Genomic DNA, 18,044 nt, shown 5'->3' with positions numbered 1-18,044 from the left:
ACACCACCGATGCGATGTTTGAAGATATTGCAGACCCGGCTGGTGAAGGTATTCGCGGCTGGATCGTGAATGACATCGAAGCTGGGCTCGAAGTTGTCTTTATGCGGGGCACCGATGACGGTTTCGAGGCCGTTTGGTCTGCCCTGTACAGTGATCAGAAAGTCACTGACGCCAAGACTTACGAACCGGGCGAGCGGCCATTATCCGAGTTTGAAGCCACCCTCGCGAATGCGAGCAAAATTCCTTTGAACGAAGAGATGCAGCGTTGTTCGAACAAGCCGTTCAATACTGTTGTTTTCCCGACCGGAAAGGCAGACGGTGGGTTGTATGTCTACTATCTCGTACCGCAGGAAACGCTCGATGCGGTCCCGCTTGGCGGCCATTATCGATTTGAAGTGCGGGATGGCGAAGTAGTGAATAGTCGTATGTTCACCAACAGCTGCATATCGCTTGAGACCGGCGAAAACGAAGATGGCAACCGTCCCGAAGCTCTAATGATTTCTCATCTGCTGGACGATGTTCCGACCGAAATCCATGTGTTTTCCATGTTCGCTGCGGGTTTGCCCCTCTATGTCTCGACCATTGAGAATAAACATGTCTGGGCTGTTGAGGCATCGAGCGGACAGGCAAGGGCTCGCATAATCCGATAAGCGGTCCCTTGATTTCCGTTTCATTCCGAATTGTTTATACGAAGCCGTAATGGTGTCGCCTGCGTATCTTTTCCCATGAGCGCTGATCTCTCTCTGCCCGCCCGCTCGCATCAGGCGGCAATTGGCCTTGCCTTGGCGGCTGCGATCGCTGGCGGCTGGCTGGGCCTGCACGCTTACGGCATGTTCGTGTTTGAGCTCACGTGGTCGAATTGGCCGCTAGCGCTTGCATTGGCGGCGTTGCAATGCTGGCTTTCCGTCGGTGTCTTCATCATCAGCCATGATGCGATGCACGGCACATTGGCGCCGGGGTTTAAGCGCGTAAATTCGGCTGTCGGGGCGGTGCTTCTGGCCCTTTATGCAGGCTTTGCATGGCGGCGGATGCGTGATGCGCATTTTGAGCATCACAAGCTGGCAGGGCGCGAAGGCGACCCCGATTTCGACGAGCATCATCCGACCAGTTTTCTGCGTTGGTATTGGACGTTTTTCACCCGCTATTTCAGCTGGCAGTCCCTAGTTTTCGTGCACACAGTTGTGGCGATCTATTTGTTTGTCCTCGATATTCCATTCATGCAGATATTCCTGCTTTATGGTTTGCCCGCGCTCGCATCTTCGCTGCAACTTTTCTATTTTGGGACCTACCGGCCGCATCGGCACGGTGCCGGCGCGTTTCCCGATGATCACAATGCGCGCAGCGACCATTTCAGCACACTCGCAAGCCTCGCCAGCTGTTTCCATTTCGGCTATCATCTGGAGCATCACCGCCGCCCGGATGTGCCATGGTGGGCGCTGCCAATTGCGAAGCGGGCGGGAATTGGTGCAGGAGTGACTGCATGAGCTGGCTCGAAGTTTTCCTGGTTGTGATGGCCGCACTGATCGGCATGGAGCTGTTCGCGTGGTACGCGCACAAATACATCATGCACGGCTGGGGCTGGGCATGGCACCGCGACCACCACGAACCGCATGATAATGCGCTGGAAAAGAACGATCTGTTTGCGGTCGTGTTCGGCACAATCAACGCTGGGATGTATATTTACGGCTCGCTCTATTGGGACGCGCTGTGGTGGTTTGCCGTCGGCATCACCCTCTACGGCGTGATTTACACGCTGGTGCATGACGGCCTGGTCCATCAGCGCTATTTCAAATGGGTCCCGAAAAGGGGTTATGCCAAGCGGCTGGTTCAGGCGCACAAGCTGCACCATGCGACCATCGGTAAGGAAGGCGGGGTCAGCTTTGGCTTTGTCTTCGCGCGCGATCCGGCGAAGCTAAAGGCGGAACTGAAAGAGCAAAAGGCCGCTGGCATAGCGGTTGTCCGGGACAGCGCCGGGGCCTAAAGGCTTAAGCTGCCGCCAGCCGCGCTGCATGTTCCTGAACCAGAGCGATCATATTGGGCACGCCCTGCGTCCGGTTAGATGACAGCTGGCTCTTCAAATCAAATGGGGCCAGCGCCTCGACGACGTTCATCTCCGCGACTTCGCCCGCCGGCTTGTCCTGCACCGCGGCAATCACCAGAGCGACGATACCCTTTGTAATCGCAGCGTTGCTGTCGGCGAGGAAATGCAAAGTTTCCGTCTGCTCTGTCGGATAGACCCACACTGCCGCCGAGCATCCGCGCACTAATGTCGCGTCGGTTTTCAGCGCGTCGGGCATGTCATCAAGCTCGCGGCCAAGCTCAATCAGCAAGCGGTAACGCTCGTCGCCTTCAAGGAATTCATATTCTTCGAGAATGTCAGAAAGAGTTCGCATGCGCCGCTATTTAGGGTCGCTCGCGCCCATGTCTATCGCCGATCTCTATTCCGGCTTTTTCAGCAAGCGTTTTTTCGCCGATTGCACGAAGGAATAGATGCCAGCGACCACAGGGATCACCAGAATGCCGAGCACCAGATCCTTGTCGAACATCGGCCAGACTGATTTGAGGCCGACCAGTGCGTAGCTGATGATGGCAAGCGCGTAATAGCTGGCCGCGACGATCGAGAGGCCTTCGACCAATTGCTGCAGGCGCAATTGCATGCCCGCGTTCCGGTCCATCGAGCGCAGCAGCTGAGCGTTTTGGTTCTCGATCCGCGTTTCGATCCGTGCGCGCAGCAAGGTCGCCAACTGACCAGCGCGCTCTGCAAGCTCTCCCTGGCGCTTCGTCACAGCGGCGCAGAAACGCACAGCCGGGGCAAAGCGGCGCTGGGTGAAATAGTTGAGCGAGGCGAATCCCTCTATCCGGCGGGTCTCAAGTTCGCGCAGCCGCTCTGAGACGAGGCTGCCATAGGCCGCCGTGGCGCTCATCCGAAAGCTCGCCTCGGTGATGCCTGCGTTGAGATCGACCGACAGCTCGGAGATTTCACGCATTAGCGCGTCATCGGTATCGGCGCCTTCCGCAATGCGGTGAGCAATTGCGGTCAGCAGCTCTTCGGCCTGGTTGAGGCTGGGCCAAATCTTTTGAGCAACGGGCAGGCCAAGCAGCGCGCGATTGCGATAATTGCCCAGCTCTTGCAGGCGCTGGACCAGCCGGGTGAGGTCGGCGGGTTGTGTTCCGTTGGAGGCAATCACAATCGCGCCAAAGCCATCGGGTTTCACACGGAAATCGGACCAGATGCGCGCCGATTTGCCGATATGGCAAGACACCAGCTCATGCATCTCAAACCCGGTCTTGTTTACGACAGCCGCGGCCTCTTTCTCTTTATCGACCACCAGACCGCGGGTCGCGCGCAGCACCGCGCCGGGCAGGCTCTCCACCCAATCGATCGCAGCTGCGATATCGGGATGATCTCTGGGCTTTAGGAATTCGTCCGGCTTGCACTTCTCAACGAACAGGCTGATCGTGGTGCCTTCGCTGTGGCGCTCCCACGTGAAACCGATGCGCTCGCTTAGTCGGCCGGAACGGTGGGTGGTGTTGCGAGAGCCGTTGAGCGAGCCAAAGCGCGCCTCGATCGCGGCATATTCCGCCTCGCGCTCATCCGGCTCAACCAGAACCACCCATTGCATGTAGAGACACGGTACGCACAGCATCTCCCACCGGCGAAGATGCATTTCCTTGACGACTTGGGTGCGAAGTTCGTGTTGGCGCATAGTGTCCTTACGGTTGGACTACATGCTGGGTTCCCTAGGGTATTCTAAGGCTTAGCGCAAACTGAGGGGGGCTGCGGCGCGCTCGCCTCAAGCTGGGGGAGGGAGCTTAGAGCTCCACTCCGCTAGCAATCGCCTCTAGTTTCTTGATGCGCTCTTTTAGGTCAGCCATTTCGATCCGTGCGGCGCCGATCGAGGCATTGCCTTCCACTTCGCGCGGGCCGGTGCCCAGCTGCTCCAGCTGATCCAGCTCTGAGCGCTTCAGCTCCAGCCATCCCTGCCAGCCTTTCAGCAGGGCAAAGGCGACCACGCAAAGACCCACAAGGCAGGCTCCGGCAATGACGAGGTAGGGGTCGAAAACTGCATCGATCATTCGCTCATATCCTCCGTAGTCTTGGTGCGCGGCTTACTCTCGCTCAGGCGCAGGTTTTCAATTTCATGGGCCAGCTGCTGCGTTTTCTTGGCATCTGGCGTGTTTTCATCGGTGACAATGCGTTCGAGCACTTGCACGCGTTCGCGCAGCTCATCGCGTTCACGCTGAGCCTCGAGCAAGGCATCGCGGTCTTCGCTGTCGATCTCGACATGGCGGTTATGCTGCTTGTTAAACTGCAACACGCCCCAAACCACGATTGCGACGACGGCGATCAAGACCCAGCCGCCCATTACGCATTCTCCTGCTTGCTGGGCGTGCTGCGCAGCTTTTCAATCTCCAGCTCAAGATCCTTTGAGCGGTCGGTTGCGATCCGTTCGAGAACGCGTACGCGCTCTTCCAGATCGGCCTTGGAAGGCGAAGGCGCATTTGATCCGGCGTCTGGCTGACCACGCTTTGCGCGCAGCTTCGTAAACACGGCAAACCCGCCCGCACCCACTGCCAGAGCCAATGCTCCGATCTGGAGCGCGTCAAATACCAAAGCCGTGTCAGCGCCAAACATTATGCGTTTCCTTTGTCCGTGCGATCTTCAAGCGCCCGTTCACGCAGAGCATCAATTTCGCTGCCCAGTGCGTAGCCGCCATCGGTCACGATCCGTTCGACATTGACGAGGCGGTCTTTGACCGCGCCCAGCTCAGCGCGCAGCTCGGCGTTTTCTTGGGTCAAGAGCTTCACGCGCTCGCCCGCAGGATCACCTTTGGGATACACCGCTTTGCCCCAGCTGTTTTCCAGCGGGTAGCCATTCTTGACCCGCAGCCAGGTGGTGAAAACCCAGCCCCCCACGCCAGCTAAGCCGACAGTCATTAGCAGTTCAGTGGTCAGTATCTCATTCATCGGGCTTTTTCCTGGGCTTTGATATTGAGCGGCACGCCGCTGTCGCCGGCGGTTTTGCTGGGCGCATCGCGCAGCGCCTCGATTTCGTCAGACAGGGTGTAGCCGCGGTCGGTCACGATCTTCTCGAGTACGATCATGCGGTCCTGCATCATATCGAGCTTTTCATTAAGCTCGCTGTTTTCCGCGCGCAGGCGCTTGGTTTCGGCGGTGTCTTTTGATGGAGTTTTGCCGCCCCACTCGTCTTCCAAGGGATAGCCATGTTTCGCACGGATCCAATTGTTGAAGATCCAGCCAACGGTCGAGATGGCGATGATGGCAATAACAAATCCTGGCCCACCCCAATCCATTATACTTTCTCCTGCTTGCTCATGTTCAGCGGCACGCCGCTATCGGATTGTTCGACATCGCGCACATCGCGCAGCGCCTCGATTTGAGTGGCCACATCATAGCCGCGGTCGGTCACAATACGCTCCAGCACTTGGACGCGGTCTTCCAGTTTTTGCACCTGGCTTGAATATTGCGCGGCCTTTTCAGCGGTGTTTTCAGCGGTGGCTTCAACCTGCAATTTGGCCACTTTCTCTTTGTGCTTCGTCCAAATGGCGAAGAAAGGAATGCTGAGAGCCATAAGCGGTATCAACAGCGCCATTTCACCTTCCATAATTCAGTCCCTCCAGTTGAGCCGCGCCTAGCGCAGGTTCTCGATTTCAGCCGTCAGGCTCGTGTTGCTGGTGACGTAGTGCGTCTCGACAGCGGCGAGGCGGCGATCAACATCGCGGAATTTGGCGCGGATTTCGCGAGCAGTCCGCTGCGGGCTTTGCCGAACGCCTTGCCAGTATTTCTGCTCTTCCTGATCGACGTACAGATGCGGCGGCTTCTTGTTCAGCAACAATCCGGCGATGAAGTAGGCTGGGATGGTGATGCCAGCCATGCCTGCAAAGGTCAGGACCATGAGGCCAATTCGAACCCATAGCACATTGGTGCCTGTGTAGTCCGCAATTCCTGAGCAGACGCCCATCAGTTTCGCGTTGTGTTTGTCGCGATAGAGTGTCGTGCGGGGGGAGTTCATTGCGGCGTTCCTTTCTTTTCAGCCATCATGCGATCAAGCTCGCGGAGTTGCTGGTTGTCGACTTCCTGATCATGCATCAGGCGCTTGGGTTCAAATGTCGCGTCATCTGTCGCGACCAGTCGTTCGACCGTGTCCATCCGTTCATCCAAGCGCTTGGCAAGGGCATAGAGCTCTTCAAGCAAGACTTCGTCGTCGGTGGTGATTGTTGCTGCTGTTTTCCACTTGGTCACATGGTGGAGGATCATCCAAGGGAGTCCGATAAAGAGCATCCCTACAACCAGTACAGGTACTAGATCATCCATCGGTCTTAATTCCCTTTCTTGGCGCTATCTTTGCCAAGCGCTTTCTTCATTTGTTCAAGTTCATCGTTGATCGCATCCGCCCCTTCGAGCGCGGCGATCTCATCGGATAACGATGGTGTGCCGTTCTGGTCAGAAATGCTCAGCGCCTCTGCGCGGCCCTCTGCGTAATCAACCCGGCGTTCCATCTGGTCGAATTTCGACAGCGCTTCGTCGGTGCGTTCGCTGCTCATCAGCGTGCGCAGTTTTACGCGGTTTTCAGCGCTCTCGAGGCGGGCGGCGATTTGCGTCTGGCGGCTGCGTGCCTCACGCAGGCGGTGCTGCAACTTTTGAATGTCTTCTTCATAAGCGCGCAAGGCGTCATCCAGCACGCCGATCTCTGCGCGCAGCTGGCCGCCCATGTCGGCTGCCTTTTTCTTCTCTACCAGAGCGGCGCGGGCCAGATCTTCGCGATCTTTCGACAGCGCCAGCTGAGCCTTCTCGCCCCAATCCGCCTCAAGCCGCTCCAGCTTGATAACGTGGCGGTTCATTTCTTTCTGATCTGCAATCGTGCGCGCCGCGCTTGCCCGCACTTCGACCAATGTCTCCTCCATTTCGAGGATGATCATGCGGATCATTTTTGACGGGTCATCCGCCTGATCCAGCATGTCATTAAAATTGGCAGCGATAATATCGCGGGTGCGGCTGAAAATGCCCATGAAGGCTACTCCATCTAAAAACGAATTGTCGCGTTTGGTTGACGCGCTCGTATTGTTGTTTGTCCCGTATGTTTGCCCATTCTCGGGCCCTGTGCGCAAGCGCTGAATCTCAGCATCAAGCCGTGATACCCGGTTGCCGGGCGGAATTTCACCCAATTTGGGCGAAGCGGGGTGGGCCGGAGTGTCGCTCGCAGGTGCCAGGGCATCTGCAGGGGTATCCGCATTGGGGGGACTGCCAATGTCGGTTGAGCGCTCCGGCCCTAAAGAAGACTTGCTTGGGCGGTTCATGCGATTTCGATCAAATGCGTGCTGGCATAAGGCGCAGCGGCCATCAAAGGATCAGCCTGCATCTGCGTGGACAGCGCGATCAGCGCGGTCATTGCGGCGATGCTTGCAAGCGCTGCTTGGCCCAATTTGCTCTGGAAGAAGCTGCGGTTGTACATGAGGTCGTTTCCTTTGGTCTGTGTCGTTTGTGACTGGGTCACGATGTTGTTCACGTAGTAGCAAGCGGTGTGCCAAAGCATATAAAGTGCTGATATATATATGAATTAGGCGTATCCCAAAATTTGTTAATGGTGGCTATTGCCAATCATTGGGAATTTTCACTATAGGTTGGTGCGTGGAACGGGAAAATCAGTTTATAGGGCAATCTGGGGCATTCCTCGATGCGGTCGAGCGGGCCAGTCGTGCCGCCCCGATGAGCCGGCCCGTTTTGGTCATTGGTGAACGCGGAACCGGCAAGGAGCTGATTGCGGAGCGTTTGCACCGCCTTTCCTCTCGCTGGGGTGAGCCGCTGGTCACCATGAACTGCGCCGCTTTGCCTGAAACCCTGATCGAAGCAGAATTGTTCGGACATGAGGCGGGCGCTTTCACAGGGGCTACCAAAGCGCGCGCCGGAAGGTTTGAAGAAGCCGACAAGGGCACTCTATTTCTCGACGAACTGGGCACTTTGTCGATGGGCGCGCAAGAACGCCTGCTGCGCGCGGTCGAATATGGCGAGGTTACGCGCATTGGTGCCTCGCGCCCGGTGCGGGTTGATGTGCGGATCGTGGCGGCAACCAATGATGATTTGCCGCATTTGGCCAAAACCGGAGATTTTCGGGCCGATCTGCTCGACCGCCTCAGCTTTGAGGTGATCACCCTGCCACCTTTGCGGGTGCGCGATGGCGATATCGCCGTGCTGGCGGAATATTTCGGACGGCGCATGGCGGCAGAGCTTGATTGGCATGGCTGGCCCGGTTTTTCCGAGCACGTCATGCGCGAGATGGAAAACTATGCATGGCCGGGCAATGTGCGTGAACTGCGCAATGTGGTGGAGCGGGGTGTGTACCGCTGGGACGACGTCGAGGCGCCGATCTCTCACGTGCAGTTCGACCCATTCGACAGCCCGTGGAAGCCAGCCGCACCGCCGCATCGCCGCGATGACAGTGCGACCGCTGGGGCAGGGCGCGGCGCAGCGCCAGCCGCTGGCGATGCTGGATCATCAGCGCCAAGTGAAATCGACAATATTGATGACCTGCGCCTCGCCGTGGATCAGCACGAGCGCACGATTGTCGAACATGCGCTGGGCAAACATCGCTGGAACCAACGGCAGACCGCCAAGGCACTGGGTCTATCCTATGACCAGCTGCGCCATTGCATCAAAAAGCATGGCTTGATGGAAGAGCAAGCCGACGGTTAGCGGGTGACCTATTGGTCGCCAATTTAGGACTGGCCGATCATCCGCCAGCTCTCGCTATCGTAAAGGGCGAGGTCGCTTGTACCGAGGCACCATAACCCGCTTGGGCCGACCGATAGGGTGAAGCAGGTTCGCATATCTATGCCGTCAAACGGCACTTCCTCGACCTCATCTCCGATCAGGCGGTAAATCCCGAAGGTGGTCGCGAAATAGAACGCGCCTTGGAAAAACGCTGCGCCCCAGACATCGCCAGTAAGGGTTGATTGCTCCAGCACTCGCCATTGGTCGCCGCGCCCGATCACTAAGGTTCCAGCCAATCCAGCAGCGACGCAGTAATCAGGGCCAGCCGCAATCGCAGTTAGTGTGATCCCTGTGCCCGAATTTTCCTGCGTCCAATGCGCGCCATTATAGTTCCAGATTTCGCCTTCGGTGCCCACCGCGTAAACTTCATCGGGCGCATAGCCATCAAGGCCCATGATCGCCTTTGCACCCGGAGCATCCATCATCATCTCGGTTGAGATAAGGTTGAATTCACCTTCATCTGGCCCGCGGACAAACACGTGCCGGTTGAGGCCTGTCGCATAGACGTGTTTCCCAACTCTGGTTCCGTGGCGATATTGCGAGCGGCTAACCTCACCATCAGGTGTGCGAATTAACGAGCGATCGTGGCCTTCGGTGCCTAGCTCGGTCACTAGGCCCACGGGTGACAGCATGATTAGTTCAAGATCACCGTTTCCGGGAACAAGGGCGATGGTTTCATACTCAACAAGGCCGACCTCGACCCAGCCAGTGTCTGCTGTCCACTTTGCGAACCCAGTGTGCTCTGTAGATTCTGCGACAAGGTTTGGATCTTGCGTGGCGATATAAAAGGTGCCGCTATCGGCCTCCGCTCCCAAGATAAATTTCTGGTCCGTCAAATCCATTGTGCGTCTTGCCTCTCTGAGCGTTCATTGATGGTGTTGCTACCTCAGTGCTGGCAAACCAGCAATCCACTCAAAATGGTCGGCGCAGAAGCGCGTGAGGCCAGAAGTGCGTGTTCTAACCACTTATTTACTCAGTTAAACTAAGGCTCAGCTTAGACGAGTTGCGGGTATTGTGGGGTTTGAGACATGCAAGGCGTTATCGACATCATTGATCGGGTTTTCGGCGGCATTCGCGTCATCGTCGGCCTGTTGGTGCTGTGTGTTTTCGGTTTGGGTCTGTTTTTTACCGCTGGCGTTTCATACTTCGCCCCTAAGGTTGTCGAAGATGTTGCTGAGCGCGCTGAGCGAGCGACCACCCGCGCAATTGAAGCCGCTGAGGAAGCCGATCGCAATGAGCGCTTGGCCGAAGAGGGTTGGGGCTATGGCGCTGATGATGGTAGCTCTAACAGCGAGAGCGATGATTGGGCCGATTGAGCCCAAGGCGAGCCAGAGCAAATTTGCGCTAACGCTCTTGCCAAGCGGATCGAACGCGCTTAGTTAGCGCTCATCACGACATCGTCGAGACGGTCTGAGTTTGGCGCCTCCGGGGGCCGGACCCAAACGAGCTTGTCTTTCGCATGGTGTCTTAACGGAGTTACGATGGCCGATCTGGCGCGCCTTTATGAAGTAATCGAACCTGAAGCCGCAACGCTCGGGTTCGAACTCGTGCGCGTAAAGATGATGCCATCAGAGGCCGGTGATGGCGGCGAAGCGCTGCAGATCATGGCGGAAGATCCGGCCACTGGTCAGCTGATCATTGAGCAATGCGCTGAACTGAGCCGCCGGGTGTCCAGCGCCATGGATGCGCGCGAAGAGGCGGGTGAGGTGCTGATCGAGGGCGCTTATCACCTCGAAGTGTCATCGCCGGGCATCGACCGCCCGCTGACGCGGGCCAAGGACTTTGCCAATTGGGCAGGGCACGAGGCAAAGATTTCCATGGTCAAAGGGTTTGACGGCCAGCGCACGCTTCGCGGCTCGCTAAGCGGGATCGATGGTGATACAGTCATCATCGAAGACGCGAAGGCCGGGGAAACCCGCGTACCACGCGACCAAATTCATTCGGCAAAACTCATCCTGACAGATGAACTCATTGCCGCTACACAGCCGCTCGATACGAGTGGTGCAGACGAAATTCTAGAACAAGAGAAGGCAGACGACTGATGGCCAGTGCCATTTCCGCCAACAAGGCTGAATTGCTCGCAATCGCAAATGCGGTCGCATCTGAAAAGATGATCGACAAAAACATCGTCATTGAGGCGATGGAAGAGGCGATCCAAAAGAGCGCTCGCAACCGTTACGGTGCCGAGAACGACATTCGTGCAAAGCTGGATCCGCAAACCGGCGACTTGACGCTTTGGCGCGTTGTCGAAGTGGTTGAAGAGGTCGAGGACTACTTCAAGCAGGTCGATTTGGCTCAGGGCCAAAAGCTGCAAGAGGGCGCGAGCATTGGCGACTTTATCGTCGATCCGCTGCCTCCGGTTGATCTGGGCCGTATCGACGCCCAATCCGCCAAGCAGGTGATCTTTCAAAAGGTCCGCGATGCAGAGCGGGAGCGTCAGTTTGAAGAGTTCAAAGACCGCGCTGATGAAGTCATCACCGGCGTCATCAAATCGGTCGAGTTTGGCCATGTGATCGTAAACCTCGGCCGCGCCGAAGGCGTGATCCGCCGCGATCAGCAAATTCCGCGTGAAGCGGCCCGTACTGGTGAGCGCGTGCGTGCGCTGATCACCAAGGTGGAGCGCAACAATCGCGGTCCGCAAATCTTCCTCAGCCGCAGCGCGCCTGATTTCATGCGCAAGCTGTTCGCTCAGGAAGTGCCAGAAATTTACGACGGCATCATCGAGATCAAAGCTGCTGCACGCGATCCGGGCAGCCGCGCGAAAATCGGCGTTATTAGCCACGACAGCTCGATCGATCCGGTCGGTGCCTGTGTGGGTATGAAGGGTAGCCGTGTTCAGGCCGTCGTGCAGGAATTGCAGGGCGAGAAGATCGACATCATCCCATGGAGCGATGACATTGCGACCTTCGTCGTAAACGCGCTTCAGCCTGCGACCGTTGCCCGCGTTGTTCTCGACGAGGAAGAAGGCCGCATCGAAGTCGTCGTGCCTGACGATCAATTGAGCCTGGCGATTGGTCGCCGCGGCCAAAACGTACGCCTTGCCAGCCAGCTGACCGGTCACCAGATCGACATCATGACTGAGGAAGAGGCCAGCGAGAAGCGTTCGAAAGAATTCGCTGAACGCTCCAAGATGTTCGAAGAAGAGCTCGACGTTGACGAGACCTTGTCGCAGCTGCTCGTTGCAGAAGGCTTTGCGGAGCTCGAAGAGGTTGCTTACGTGCCGCTGGAAGAGCTGGCCGCGATCGAAGGCTTTGACGAAGAGCTTGGCGAAGAGCTGCAAAACCGCGCGAAAGAAGCGCTGGAGCGTCAGGAAGAAGCACACCGCGCGGTCCGCCGCGAACTGGGCGTCGACGATGCGCTGGCTGATATGCCGCACCTCTCCGAGGCGATGCTTGTTGTGCTGGGCAAGGGCGGCATCAAGACGCTCGATGATCTGGCCGACCTCGCAACTGACGAACTGATCGCCAAGAAGCGCGAAGCACCGCGCCGCCGCAATAATGCCGATGGCCCGCCAACACGGCGTCCGCCGCAGCGTCAGGAAGACAAAGGCGGCGTGCTGGGTGAGTTTGGCCTGAGCGAAGAGCAGGGCAACGAGATCATCATGGCTGCGCGTGCGCACTGGTTTGAAGACGAAGACGGGGCAGCAGACGCTGCAACCGAAGCGACAACACAGGAGGCCGCGAATGCGGACTCCGACAAATGAGCGCGTAGCGTCCGACATCGTTGATGCTGGCGGGAAAGCCAGCGAGGGTCAGAACTCCGCTTCTGGCTCCCAAGAGGGCTACGCCAATTCCGTGCCGAAGCCGGAGGGTAAATCTGGCCACCGGGGCGGAGGGTCTGGCAAGTCCAAGAACCGTCGTCGCAATGCGAATAAGGGTAAGGGCGCGCCAGAGCGGCGCTGTATCCTGACCGGCGATCATGCTGGGCAGGACGAGCTGCTGAGGCTGGCAATTTCGCCCGATGGTGACGTTTTGCCTGATCCATCGGCCAAGGCACCGGGGCGCGGAGCGTGGGTCACGCTGGACAAGGCGGCACTTGAAGCGGCCATGGCGAATGGCCAGCTAAAAGGGGCGCTGGCGCGCGGGTTTAAAGGCGCGAAACTTTCCTACAGCGACGATTTGCCGCAGCAGATCGAATCTGCACTGCGCAAATCACTGATGGACCGATTGGGATTGGAGCTACGCGCAGGGCAATTGGTGCTCGGCTCTGGACGGATCGAGGACCAAGCGCGCGCGGGCACGCTGCATATGTTGCTGCACGCCAGCGACAGCAGCGAAGACGGGCGCAAGAAATTGGATCAAGCCTGGCGCGTTGGGCGCGAGGCAGAGGGAACCGGAGAGCGCGGTGAGGTCTTGCCACTGGACCGCGCGGCTCTGTCTGTGGCATTGGGCCGCGAGAATGTCGTTCATCTTGCTCTTCGCGGAGCAAGCGGGGCGGATCGCATGAAGCGGGCGCTGTCCCGGCTCATGGCGTTTTCGGGGGCTGTCATGGCTGGCTGCGGCGGCAGCACAAAACGATCGACGGACGGGGCGGATCAGCCGCGCCCGAACGACATAGAAGAATACACGAAGGACTAACGAGCTAGCATGAGCGACGACGACAACAACAAACGGACCCGTAAACCACTTGGCCTCAAACGGCCGGCTGGTGACGGTGAGGTCAAGCAGACCTTCAGCCACGGCCGCACCAATAAGGTGGCGGTCGAGGTTAAGCGCCGCCGCAAGCTCTTGAAGCCGGGCGAAACTCCGCCGCCAGAGGCTGCGCCAGCGCCTGCACCTGCGCCAGAACCGGTTGCGGAAGCGCCTGCGCCCGCGCCGAAGAAAGCGCCTGCTAAGAAGGCCGCGCCATCAGAAACTCCGCAAGAGCGCGTAAAGCGGCTTGAGCGCGAGGCCGAAGAACAGCGCCTCCAGCTCGCCGAAGACGCGCGCAAGCGTGACGACCAGAAGGCGAAGAAGGCCGCTGAAGACGAGAAAAAGCGCGCTGAAGACAATCGCAAAGCTGACGAAGAAGCGGAAAAGCAAGCCGCCGCCGATGCGAAAGCCGCTGAGCAAGCAGCCACCGCCGAGGCTGAAGCGCCTGCTGCGGCCGCCGCCGAAGCGCCAGCAGCCAAGAAGGAAGCTGCGCCTGCGCCAAGCGGTCGCAAGTTTACCCCGGTTGCGCGTCCAGAGCCGAAGCGTCCTGAAAAGAAAAAGGGCCGCGAGGACAAGCGCAGCTCGCCCGGTGCAGACAAGCGCCGTTCGGGCAAGCTGACCGTTACCAAAGCGCTGAACGAGGACGAGGGGCGCCGCGCGCGTTCACTGGCCGCGCTCAAACGTGCGCGTGAGAAAGAACGCCGCGCACAAGGCGGGCCGTCCAAACCGCGTGAGAAGCAAGTTCGCGACGTTATCGTTCCAGAAGCGATCACCGTTGGCGAACTCGCCAAGCGGATGGGCGAGAAGGGCGCAGATCTGGTCAAAGAGCTGTTCAATCTCGACATGATGGTCACCGTCAACCAGACGATCGACCAAGACACTGCCGAGCTGCTCGTGGAGCAGTTTGGCCATAATATCGAGAAGGTCTCAGAAGCCGATATCGATATCGTCGCTGAGGAAGACAAAGATCCTGAAGAGACGTTGAAAGAGCGTCCACCAGTCGTGACCATTATGGGCCACGTCGATCACGGCAAGACCTCACTGCTCGACGCTTTGCGCGGGACCGATGTGACCAAAGGCGAAGCTGGCGGGATTACTCAGCACATTGGCGCCTATCAGATCGAGACCAAGAACAAGCAGAAGATCACCTTCCTCGATACACCCGGCCACGCCGCATTCACCGAAATGCGTCAACGCGGCGCGAATGTGACCGATATTGTGGTGCTGGTGGTGGCTGCCGATGATGGCATCATGCCGCAAACCATTGAGGCGATTAAACACACGAAAGCGGCCGGCGTGCCGATGATCGTGGCGATCAACAAGATCGATAAGCCAGAAGGCAATGCCGACAATGTCCGCACCCGTCTGCTCGAACATGAAGTGATCGTGGAGAAGATGTCGGGTGATGTGCAGGATGTGGAAGTGTCCGCAACCAAGGGCACTGGTCTGGATGATCTGATCGAGGCGATCACTCTGCAGGCGGAACTGCTGGAGCTTAAAGCACGGCCAGACCGCCATGCCGATGCGACCGTGGTTGAGGCCAAGCTGGATAAGGGCCGCGGCCCGGTTGCCACGGTGCTGGTAACGCGCGGCACATTGAAACGCGGCGACACCTTTGTGGTTGGCACCGAGAGCGGACGTGTCCGCGCGCTCGTCAATGACAAGGGCAAGCAGATCAAGGAAGCGGGACCAAGCTTCCCGATCGAAGTCCTTGGCCTGGGCGGTGTGCCATCCGCTGGTGACGTTCTGACCGTGGTAGAAAACGAGCAGCGCGCCCGTGAAGTGGCCGAATATCGCCGTGAGAAGAAAACGGAGCAGCGCACCGCGCTCGCCCCGACCAATTTCGACACAATGTTCAACAACCTTGCCTCTGACGTGGTCGAATTCCCCGTTCTGGTGAAGGCCGATGTTCAGGGCTCGGTTGAGGCGATCAACACCGCGCTGCACAACCTGTCCAATGATCTTATCAAGGTCCGCGTGCTGCACGCTGGCGTTGGCGCGATCACGGAAAGCGATGTGACCTTGGCGGCGGCCTCAAACGCGCCGATCCTCGGCTTTAACGTGCGTCCGAATGCGAAAGCGCGTGACCTCGTGAAGCGCGAAGGCGTGCGGATGATGTATTACGATGTGATCTATCACCTGACCGACGAAATCGCGAAGGAAATGGCCGGCGAGCTTGGTCCGGAAAAGATCGAGCACGTTGTTGGCCGTGCGGATGTTCAAGAAGTCTTCAAGTCCGGCAAGAAGGACAAGGCGGCAGGTCTGCTCGTCACCGAAGGCTCCATCCGCAAAGGTCTGCATGCGCGCCTTACTCGCGAAGATGTCATCGTTTCGGCGACCACCATCGCTTCGCTGCGCCGCTTCAAAGACGATGTCGACGAAGTGCGCTCTGGCCTCGAATGCGGTGTGGTTCTGGAAGATACCAACGACATCCAACCGGGCGACAGCCTCGAAGTCTTCGAGGTTGAGGAGCGTGAACGGACGCTGTGATCAGCGTCTGACGCAGGCGAATGGGCAAGATTTACGAATCCAAGCGCTCCCCATCGGCTCAGCTGATGGGGAGCGAGTTCGTCTCGTTCGATGCCGACAAAGGCGAGCTGACCACGCGCTTCACCCCGCCGCCCAGCTTCGCCTCCCCAAGGGGCGCGGTGCAGGGCGGCTTGATCGCAGGGTTTCTTGATGAAGTGATGGGCGGCGCTTTGCTGGCGGTCACCGAGGGCAGCGAGCACGGCACCAAGCTCCCGCTCAATCTCGATATGAACCTGACGTTCGTGTCGATGGTTCCGCTCGCGCCAATCATCGCGAAGGGCCGCGTGGTCAAGCATGGCCGCCGGGTCGCTTTCCTTGAGGGTGAGCTATTCGATGAGGCGGGCAATCTCCTCGCGCGCGCCACTTCCACCGCCTTGCCAACTGATATTCCCGAAGGTTTCTGATGGCGCTCTTGCTTGCTCTGCTGGGCAGCATCAATATCGGCGGCAACCGGGTGAAGATGGTCGATCTGAAGGCTGCCTTTGCGAAAGAAGGCTTGAAAGACCTCGTCACCGTTGCAGCGAGCGGCAATTTGATCCTGTCCGATGACCGCGCGCCGGTGGAGATTGAGGCGCATCTTGAGCGTATTCTCGCCGATCAGTTTGGCTTTAAGAGCTGCGTCATGGTGCGCACCAAGGCGGAGGTGCAATCAGCCGTTGAGGACAATCCGTTCCACGGCACGGGGACAGAGCATGGCTCTGACAAGATGGTGCATTCGATATTCCTCAGCCAGCAGCCGGAGCCCGCGCGCTTTGAAGCGCTGAAGCAGGAACACAATTCAAAGGGCAGCGAGCGGCTCGCACTGGGGGACCGTGTGCTCTATCTGGACTATGTCCACGGGGTCGGCGTGTCCGACCTTTCCAGCAAATTTCTTGAGCGGCGGCTTGATTGTCGCGGCACAGCGCGCAACATGAACTCGCTCAAGAACATACTTTCAAAGATGGATTAAGCCGATGGCTCGCCAACAATTCACCGCTGAACAGCAATCGGTTCGCGTCCTGAAAGTGGGCGAACGGGTGCGCCATATCCTGTCCGAATTGCTGGCGCGCGGCGAAGTGCATGATGATGTGGTGAGCGCCTCTAACATCGCGGTGACAGAGGTTCGCATGACGCCGGATCTGCGCAATGCGACCGCCTATGTGAAGCCACTGCTCGGCTCTGAAGAGGAAGAGGTGGTGAAGGCATTGCGCCAGAACACCGCTTTTCTTCAGCGCGAGGTTGCGAAAAGGCTAGGGCTGAAATTCGCGCCCAAGCTGAAGTTTCGAGCTGATGAGAGCTTTGATGAGGCAGATCGGATTGAGAGCCTGCTGCGCGATCCCAAGGTGGCGCGCGACCTGGCTGAAGAAGAGGGCGATGAAGGCGGCGCATCGTGATCGCCTTTCTGGCCGCGGCGGCGCTGGCTGGCGGAGCGACTGATGCGCCTGCAGAAATTCAGCCTGTTCCCGGATCGTCCACTCCCACTTGGGAGAGCCTGACGTCTTATCGCGATCTCGACTTCGTTCCGCGCGGCTGGCGATTGTTCGACAAGGCCGAAGGTGATCTCAACGGTGATGGCCGCACCGACAGCGTATTGATCATTCAGGAAAATGACCCGGCCAAAATGAGGAGCAATCCCGATGGCTTTGGCATGGATTATCACGATGCCAATCCGCGCATCGTGCTTGTCATTTTGCAAGACAGCCTAGGGCAATATCGGCTGGTCGCCAAAGGCAATGCGATCATCCCTGATCATGATCAGCCGACGATCAGCGATCCCTATGAAGATATGCGGATCGAGGGTGGTTCGCTGCATCTCCACATCGCATTCTTCGCAAACGCGGGCAGCTGGAGCATGTCTAACCGCCAGTTTCAGTTTCGCTGGGACGGGAAAGCCATGGCGCTGATCGGGTTTGAGTATACGCATGTGCGGCGCAACACAGGCGAAATGCGCCAGACCAGCGTGAATTACCTCACCGGCAGGCGCAAGGATGCAAAAGGCAGCATCGAAGACGACCAGTCCAATTGGATATGGAGTGATGTGCCGAAGGACACCCAGCCAACGCTGAGCACCATTGGCAATGGTTTTGAATTTGAGGGGTGAGCGCGCCGCCTTAA

General features: G+C 58.2%; 26 protein-coding genes. 13 read left to right on the top strand and 13 right to left on the bottom strand.

Annotated elements, in window-relative coordinates; translation table 11 throughout:
* The first annotated feature begins 14 nt into the window (after positions 1-14).
* The 3 genes from AC0V6V_RS04680 to AC0V6V_RS04670 all read left to right on the top strand — a co-directional run bounded on the left by AC0V6V_RS04680 (position 15) and on the right by AC0V6V_RS04670 (position 1,981).
* Positions 15-650, top strand: coding sequence for a hypothetical protein (locus AC0V6V_RS04680; RefSeq protein WP_486164281.1), 636 nt, complete (start codon positions 15-17; stop codon positions 648-650).
* 75 nt (positions 651-725) lie between these two features.
* Complete coding sequence (locus tag AC0V6V_RS04675; protein ID WP_486164280.1) at positions 726-1,484, top strand: fatty acid desaturase; 759 nt, start codon at positions 726-728, stop codon at positions 1,482-1,484.
* Positions 1,481-1,981: a sterol desaturase family protein gene (locus AC0V6V_RS04670; RefSeq protein WP_486164279.1), complete on the top strand. Its 501-nt coding sequence runs from the start codon at positions 1,481-1,483 to the stop codon at positions 1,979-1,981. Before AC0V6V_RS04675 ends, AC0V6V_RS04670 begins: the two co-directional genes overlap by 4 nt.
* Positions 1,982-1,985: 4 nt before the next feature.
* Here the strand turns inward: AC0V6V_RS04670 and AC0V6V_RS04665 are convergent, their stop codons facing one another.
* From AC0V6V_RS04665 to AC0V6V_RS04610, 12 genes are all read right to left on the bottom strand, one after another.
* Positions 1,986-2,393, bottom strand: coding sequence for a SufE family protein (locus AC0V6V_RS04665; protein ID WP_486164278.1), 408 nt, complete (start codon positions 2,391-2,393; stop codon positions 1,986-1,988).
* Between the two features lie 45 nt (positions 2,394-2,438).
* Positions 2,439-3,707 (bottom strand): DUF3422 domain-containing protein, encoded by a 1,269-nt coding sequence (locus AC0V6V_RS04660; protein WP_486164277.1) that lies wholly within the window; start codon positions 3,705-3,707, stop codon positions 2,439-2,441.
* A gap of 106 nt (positions 3,708-3,813) precedes the next feature.
* The gene (locus AC0V6V_RS04655) at positions 3,814-4,077 is read right to left on the bottom strand and encodes a hypothetical protein (RefSeq protein WP_486164276.1); all 264 of its coding nucleotides are present in this window, start codon (positions 4,075-4,077) and stop codon (positions 3,814-3,816) included.
* Complete coding sequence (locus AC0V6V_RS04650) at positions 4,074-4,367, bottom strand: hypothetical protein (RefSeq protein WP_486164275.1); 294 nt, start codon at positions 4,365-4,367, stop codon at positions 4,074-4,076. Before AC0V6V_RS04650 ends, AC0V6V_RS04655 begins: the two co-directional genes overlap by 4 nt.
* Complete coding sequence (locus AC0V6V_RS04645; RefSeq protein WP_486164274.1) at positions 4,367-4,636, bottom strand: hypothetical protein; 270 nt, start codon at positions 4,634-4,636, stop codon at positions 4,367-4,369. The genes AC0V6V_RS04650 and AC0V6V_RS04645 overlap by 1 nt, the downstream gene beginning before the upstream one ends.
* On the bottom strand, positions 4,636-4,968 hold the full coding sequence (locus tag AC0V6V_RS04640; RefSeq protein ID WP_486164273.1) for a hypothetical protein: 333 nt from the start codon (positions 4,966-4,968) through the stop codon (positions 4,636-4,638). The genes AC0V6V_RS04645 and AC0V6V_RS04640 overlap by 1 nt, the downstream gene beginning before the upstream one ends.
* Positions 4,965-5,315 (bottom strand): hypothetical protein, encoded by a 351-nt coding sequence (locus AC0V6V_RS04635; protein WP_486164272.1) that lies wholly within the window; start codon positions 5,313-5,315, stop codon positions 4,965-4,967. Before AC0V6V_RS04635 ends, AC0V6V_RS04640 begins: the two co-directional genes overlap by 4 nt.
* Positions 5,315-5,614, bottom strand: coding sequence for a hypothetical protein (locus tag AC0V6V_RS04630; protein WP_486164271.1), 300 nt, complete (start codon positions 5,612-5,614; stop codon positions 5,315-5,317). The genes AC0V6V_RS04635 and AC0V6V_RS04630 overlap by 1 nt, the downstream gene beginning before the upstream one ends.
* 39 nt (positions 5,615-5,653) lie before the next feature.
* Positions 5,654-6,034, bottom strand: coding sequence for an envelope stress response membrane protein PspC (pspC, locus tag AC0V6V_RS04625; protein ID WP_486166225.1), 381 nt, complete (start codon positions 6,032-6,034; stop codon positions 5,654-5,656).
* Complete coding sequence (pspB, locus tag AC0V6V_RS04620) at positions 6,031-6,336, bottom strand: envelope stress response membrane protein PspB (RefSeq protein ID WP_486164270.1); 306 nt, start codon at positions 6,334-6,336, stop codon at positions 6,031-6,033. Before pspB ends, pspC begins: the two co-directional genes overlap by 4 nt.
* A 5-nt stretch (positions 6,337-6,341) precedes the next feature.
* A complete protein-coding gene (gene pspA / locus AC0V6V_RS04615; protein WP_486164269.1) occupies positions 6,342-7,319 on the bottom strand; it encodes a phage shock protein PspA in 978 nt (325 codons plus the stop codon).
* A complete protein-coding gene (locus AC0V6V_RS04610; RefSeq protein ID WP_486138582.1) occupies positions 7,316-7,474 on the bottom strand; it encodes a hypothetical protein in 159 nt (52 codons plus the stop codon). The genes pspA and AC0V6V_RS04610 overlap by 4 nt, the downstream gene beginning before the upstream one ends.
* 176 nt (positions 7,475-7,650) lie before the next feature.
* On the opposite strand from AC0V6V_RS04610, the gene pspF reads away from it, so the two are divergent.
* On the top strand, positions 7,651-8,712 hold the full coding sequence (gene pspF / locus AC0V6V_RS04605; RefSeq protein ID WP_486164267.1) for a phage shock protein operon transcriptional activator: 1,062 nt from the start codon (positions 7,651-7,653) through the stop codon (positions 8,710-8,712).
* A 23-nt stretch (positions 8,713-8,735) separates the two neighbouring features.
* Here pspF and AC0V6V_RS04600 read toward each other — a convergent pair whose 3' ends face one another.
* Positions 8,736-9,632: a beta propeller repeat protein gene (locus AC0V6V_RS04600; protein ID WP_486164266.1), complete on the bottom strand. Its 897-nt coding sequence runs from the start codon at positions 9,630-9,632 to the stop codon at positions 8,736-8,738.
* A gap of 186 nt (positions 9,633-9,818) precedes the next feature.
* Here AC0V6V_RS04600 and AC0V6V_RS04595 point away from each other — a divergent pair, with 186 nt between their 5' ends.
* The 9 genes from AC0V6V_RS04595 (at position 9,819) to AC0V6V_RS04555 (ending at position 18,030) form a co-directional block, all read left to right on the top strand.
* Positions 9,819-10,106, top strand: a complete 288-nt coding sequence (locus tag AC0V6V_RS04595; protein ID WP_486164265.1) for a hypothetical protein — start codon at positions 9,819-9,821, stop codon at positions 10,104-10,106.
* Between the two features lie 165 nt (positions 10,107-10,271).
* Positions 10,272-10,832: a ribosome maturation protein RimP gene (gene rimP / locus AC0V6V_RS04590; protein WP_486164264.1), complete on the top strand. Its 561-nt coding sequence runs from the start codon at positions 10,272-10,274 to the stop codon at positions 10,830-10,832.
* Positions 10,832-12,493 carry a transcription termination factor NusA gene (gene nusA / locus AC0V6V_RS04585; RefSeq protein WP_486164263.1) on the top strand — a complete coding sequence of 554 codons (1,662 nt, stop codon included), beginning with the start codon at positions 10,832-10,834 and terminating at the stop codon, positions 12,491-12,493. Before rimP ends, nusA begins: the two co-directional genes overlap by 1 nt.
* Positions 12,474-13,367 (top strand): DUF448 domain-containing protein, encoded by an 894-nt coding sequence (locus tag AC0V6V_RS04580; protein ID WP_486164262.1) that lies wholly within the window; start codon positions 12,474-12,476, stop codon positions 13,365-13,367. Before nusA ends, AC0V6V_RS04580 begins: the two co-directional genes overlap by 20 nt.
* Positions 13,368-13,376: 9 nt before the next feature.
* On the top strand, positions 13,377-15,911 hold the full coding sequence (gene infB / locus AC0V6V_RS04575; protein ID WP_486164261.1) for a translation initiation factor IF-2: 2,535 nt from the start codon (positions 13,377-13,379) through the stop codon (positions 15,909-15,911).
* 20 nt (positions 15,912-15,931) lie between these two features.
* The gene (locus AC0V6V_RS04570; protein WP_486164260.1) at positions 15,932-16,354 is read left to right on the top strand and encodes a PaaI family thioesterase; all 423 of its coding nucleotides are present in this window, start codon (positions 15,932-15,934) and stop codon (positions 16,352-16,354) included.
* Positions 16,354-16,899 carry a DUF1697 domain-containing protein gene (locus AC0V6V_RS04565; RefSeq protein ID WP_486164259.1) on the top strand — a complete coding sequence of 182 codons (546 nt, stop codon included), beginning with the start codon at positions 16,354-16,356 and terminating at the stop codon, positions 16,897-16,899. The genes AC0V6V_RS04570 and AC0V6V_RS04565 overlap by 1 nt, the downstream gene beginning before the upstream one ends.
* Positions 16,900-16,903: 4 nt before the next feature.
* Positions 16,904-17,323: a 30S ribosome-binding factor RbfA gene (gene rbfA / locus AC0V6V_RS04560; RefSeq protein WP_486164258.1), complete on the top strand. Its 420-nt coding sequence runs from the start codon at positions 16,904-16,906 to the stop codon at positions 17,321-17,323.
* On the top strand, positions 17,320-18,030 hold the full coding sequence (locus AC0V6V_RS04555) for a hypothetical protein (protein ID WP_486166224.1): 711 nt from the start codon (positions 17,320-17,322) through the stop codon (positions 18,028-18,030). Before rbfA ends, AC0V6V_RS04555 begins: the two co-directional genes overlap by 4 nt.
* Positions 18,031-18,044: the final 14 nt, after the last annotated feature.

Source organism: Erythrobacter sp. S249 (genome assembly GCF_057364975.1).
Note: the sequence above shows the minus strand (reverse complement) of the source record. Positions and strands in the feature narration are given on the sequence as shown.

Excerpts from the sequence above, each read along its gene's own strand:
- AC0V6V_RS04595 (WP_486164265.1), top strand. The coding sequence starts at position 9,819 with ATGCAAGGCGTTATCGACATCATTGATCGGGTTTTCGGCGGCATTCGC.
- infB (WP_486164261.1), top strand. The coding sequence starts at position 13,377 with ATGAGCGACGACGACAACAACAAACGGACCCGTAAACCACTTGGCCTC.
- AC0V6V_RS04655 (WP_486164276.1), bottom strand. The coding sequence starts at position 4,077 with ATGATCGATGCAGTTTTCGACCCCTACCTCGTCATTGCCGGAGCCTGC.
- AC0V6V_RS04675 (WP_486164280.1), top strand. The coding sequence starts at position 726 with ATGAGCGCTGATCTCTCTCTGCCCGCCCGCTCGCATCAGGCGGCAATT.
- AC0V6V_RS04630 (WP_486164271.1), bottom strand. The coding sequence starts at position 5,614 with ATGGCGCTGTTGATACCGCTTATGGCTCTCAGCATTCCTTTCTTCGCC.
- pspA (WP_486164269.1), bottom strand. The coding sequence starts at position 7,319 with ATGAACCGCCCAAGCAAGTCTTCTTTAGGGCCGGAGCGCTCAACCGAC.
- rimP (WP_486164264.1), top strand. The coding sequence starts at position 10,272 with ATGGCCGATCTGGCGCGCCTTTATGAAGTAATCGAACCTGAAGCCGCA.
- AC0V6V_RS04565 (WP_486164259.1), top strand. The coding sequence starts at position 16,354 with ATGGCGCTCTTGCTTGCTCTGCTGGGCAGCATCAATATCGGCGGCAAC.
- AC0V6V_RS04570 (WP_486164260.1), top strand. The coding sequence starts at position 15,932 with ATGGGCAAGATTTACGAATCCAAGCGCTCCCCATCGGCTCAGCTGATG.
- pspB (WP_486164270.1), bottom strand. The coding sequence starts at position 6,336 with ATGGATGATCTAGTACCTGTACTGGTTGTAGGGATGCTCTTTATCGGA.
- rbfA (WP_486164258.1), top strand. The coding sequence starts at position 16,904 with ATGGCTCGCCAACAATTCACCGCTGAACAGCAATCGGTTCGCGTCCTG.
- AC0V6V_RS04660 (WP_486164277.1), bottom strand. The coding sequence starts at position 3,707 with ATGCGCCAACACGAACTTCGCACCCAAGTCGTCAAGGAAATGCATCTT.
- AC0V6V_RS04650 (WP_486164275.1), bottom strand. The coding sequence starts at position 4,367 with ATGGGCGGCTGGGTCTTGATCGCCGTCGTCGCAATCGTGGTTTGGGGC.
- AC0V6V_RS04670 (WP_486164279.1), top strand. The coding sequence starts at position 1,481 with ATGAGCTGGCTCGAAGTTTTCCTGGTTGTGATGGCCGCACTGATCGGC.
- AC0V6V_RS04640 (WP_486164273.1), bottom strand. The coding sequence starts at position 4,968 with ATGAATGAGATACTGACCACTGAACTGCTAATGACTGTCGGCTTAGCT.
- AC0V6V_RS04665 (WP_486164278.1), bottom strand. The coding sequence starts at position 2,393 with ATGCGAACTCTTTCTGACATTCTCGAAGAATATGAATTCCTTGAAGGC.
- nusA (WP_486164263.1), top strand. The coding sequence starts at position 10,832 with ATGGCCAGTGCCATTTCCGCCAACAAGGCTGAATTGCTCGCAATCGCA.
- AC0V6V_RS04645 (WP_486164274.1), bottom strand. The coding sequence starts at position 4,636 with ATGTTTGGCGCTGACACGGCTTTGGTATTTGACGCGCTCCAGATCGGA.
- AC0V6V_RS04600 (WP_486164266.1), bottom strand. The coding sequence starts at position 9,632 with ATGGATTTGACGGACCAGAAATTTATCTTGGGAGCGGAGGCCGATAGC.
- AC0V6V_RS04580 (WP_486164262.1), top strand. The coding sequence starts at position 12,474 with ATGCGGACTCCGACAAATGAGCGCGTAGCGTCCGACATCGTTGATGCT.
- AC0V6V_RS04610 (WP_486138582.1), bottom strand. The coding sequence starts at position 7,474 with ATGTACAACCGCAGCTTCTTCCAGAGCAAATTGGGCCAAGCAGCGCTT.
- AC0V6V_RS04635 (WP_486164272.1), bottom strand. The coding sequence starts at position 5,315 with ATGGATTGGGGTGGGCCAGGATTTGTTATTGCCATCATCGCCATCTCG.
- AC0V6V_RS04680 (WP_486164281.1), top strand. The coding sequence starts at position 15 with ATGTTTGAAGATATTGCAGACCCGGCTGGTGAAGGTATTCGCGGCTGG.
- pspC (WP_486166225.1), bottom strand. The coding sequence starts at position 6,034 with ATGAACTCCCCCCGCACGACACTCTATCGCGACAAACACAACGCGAAA.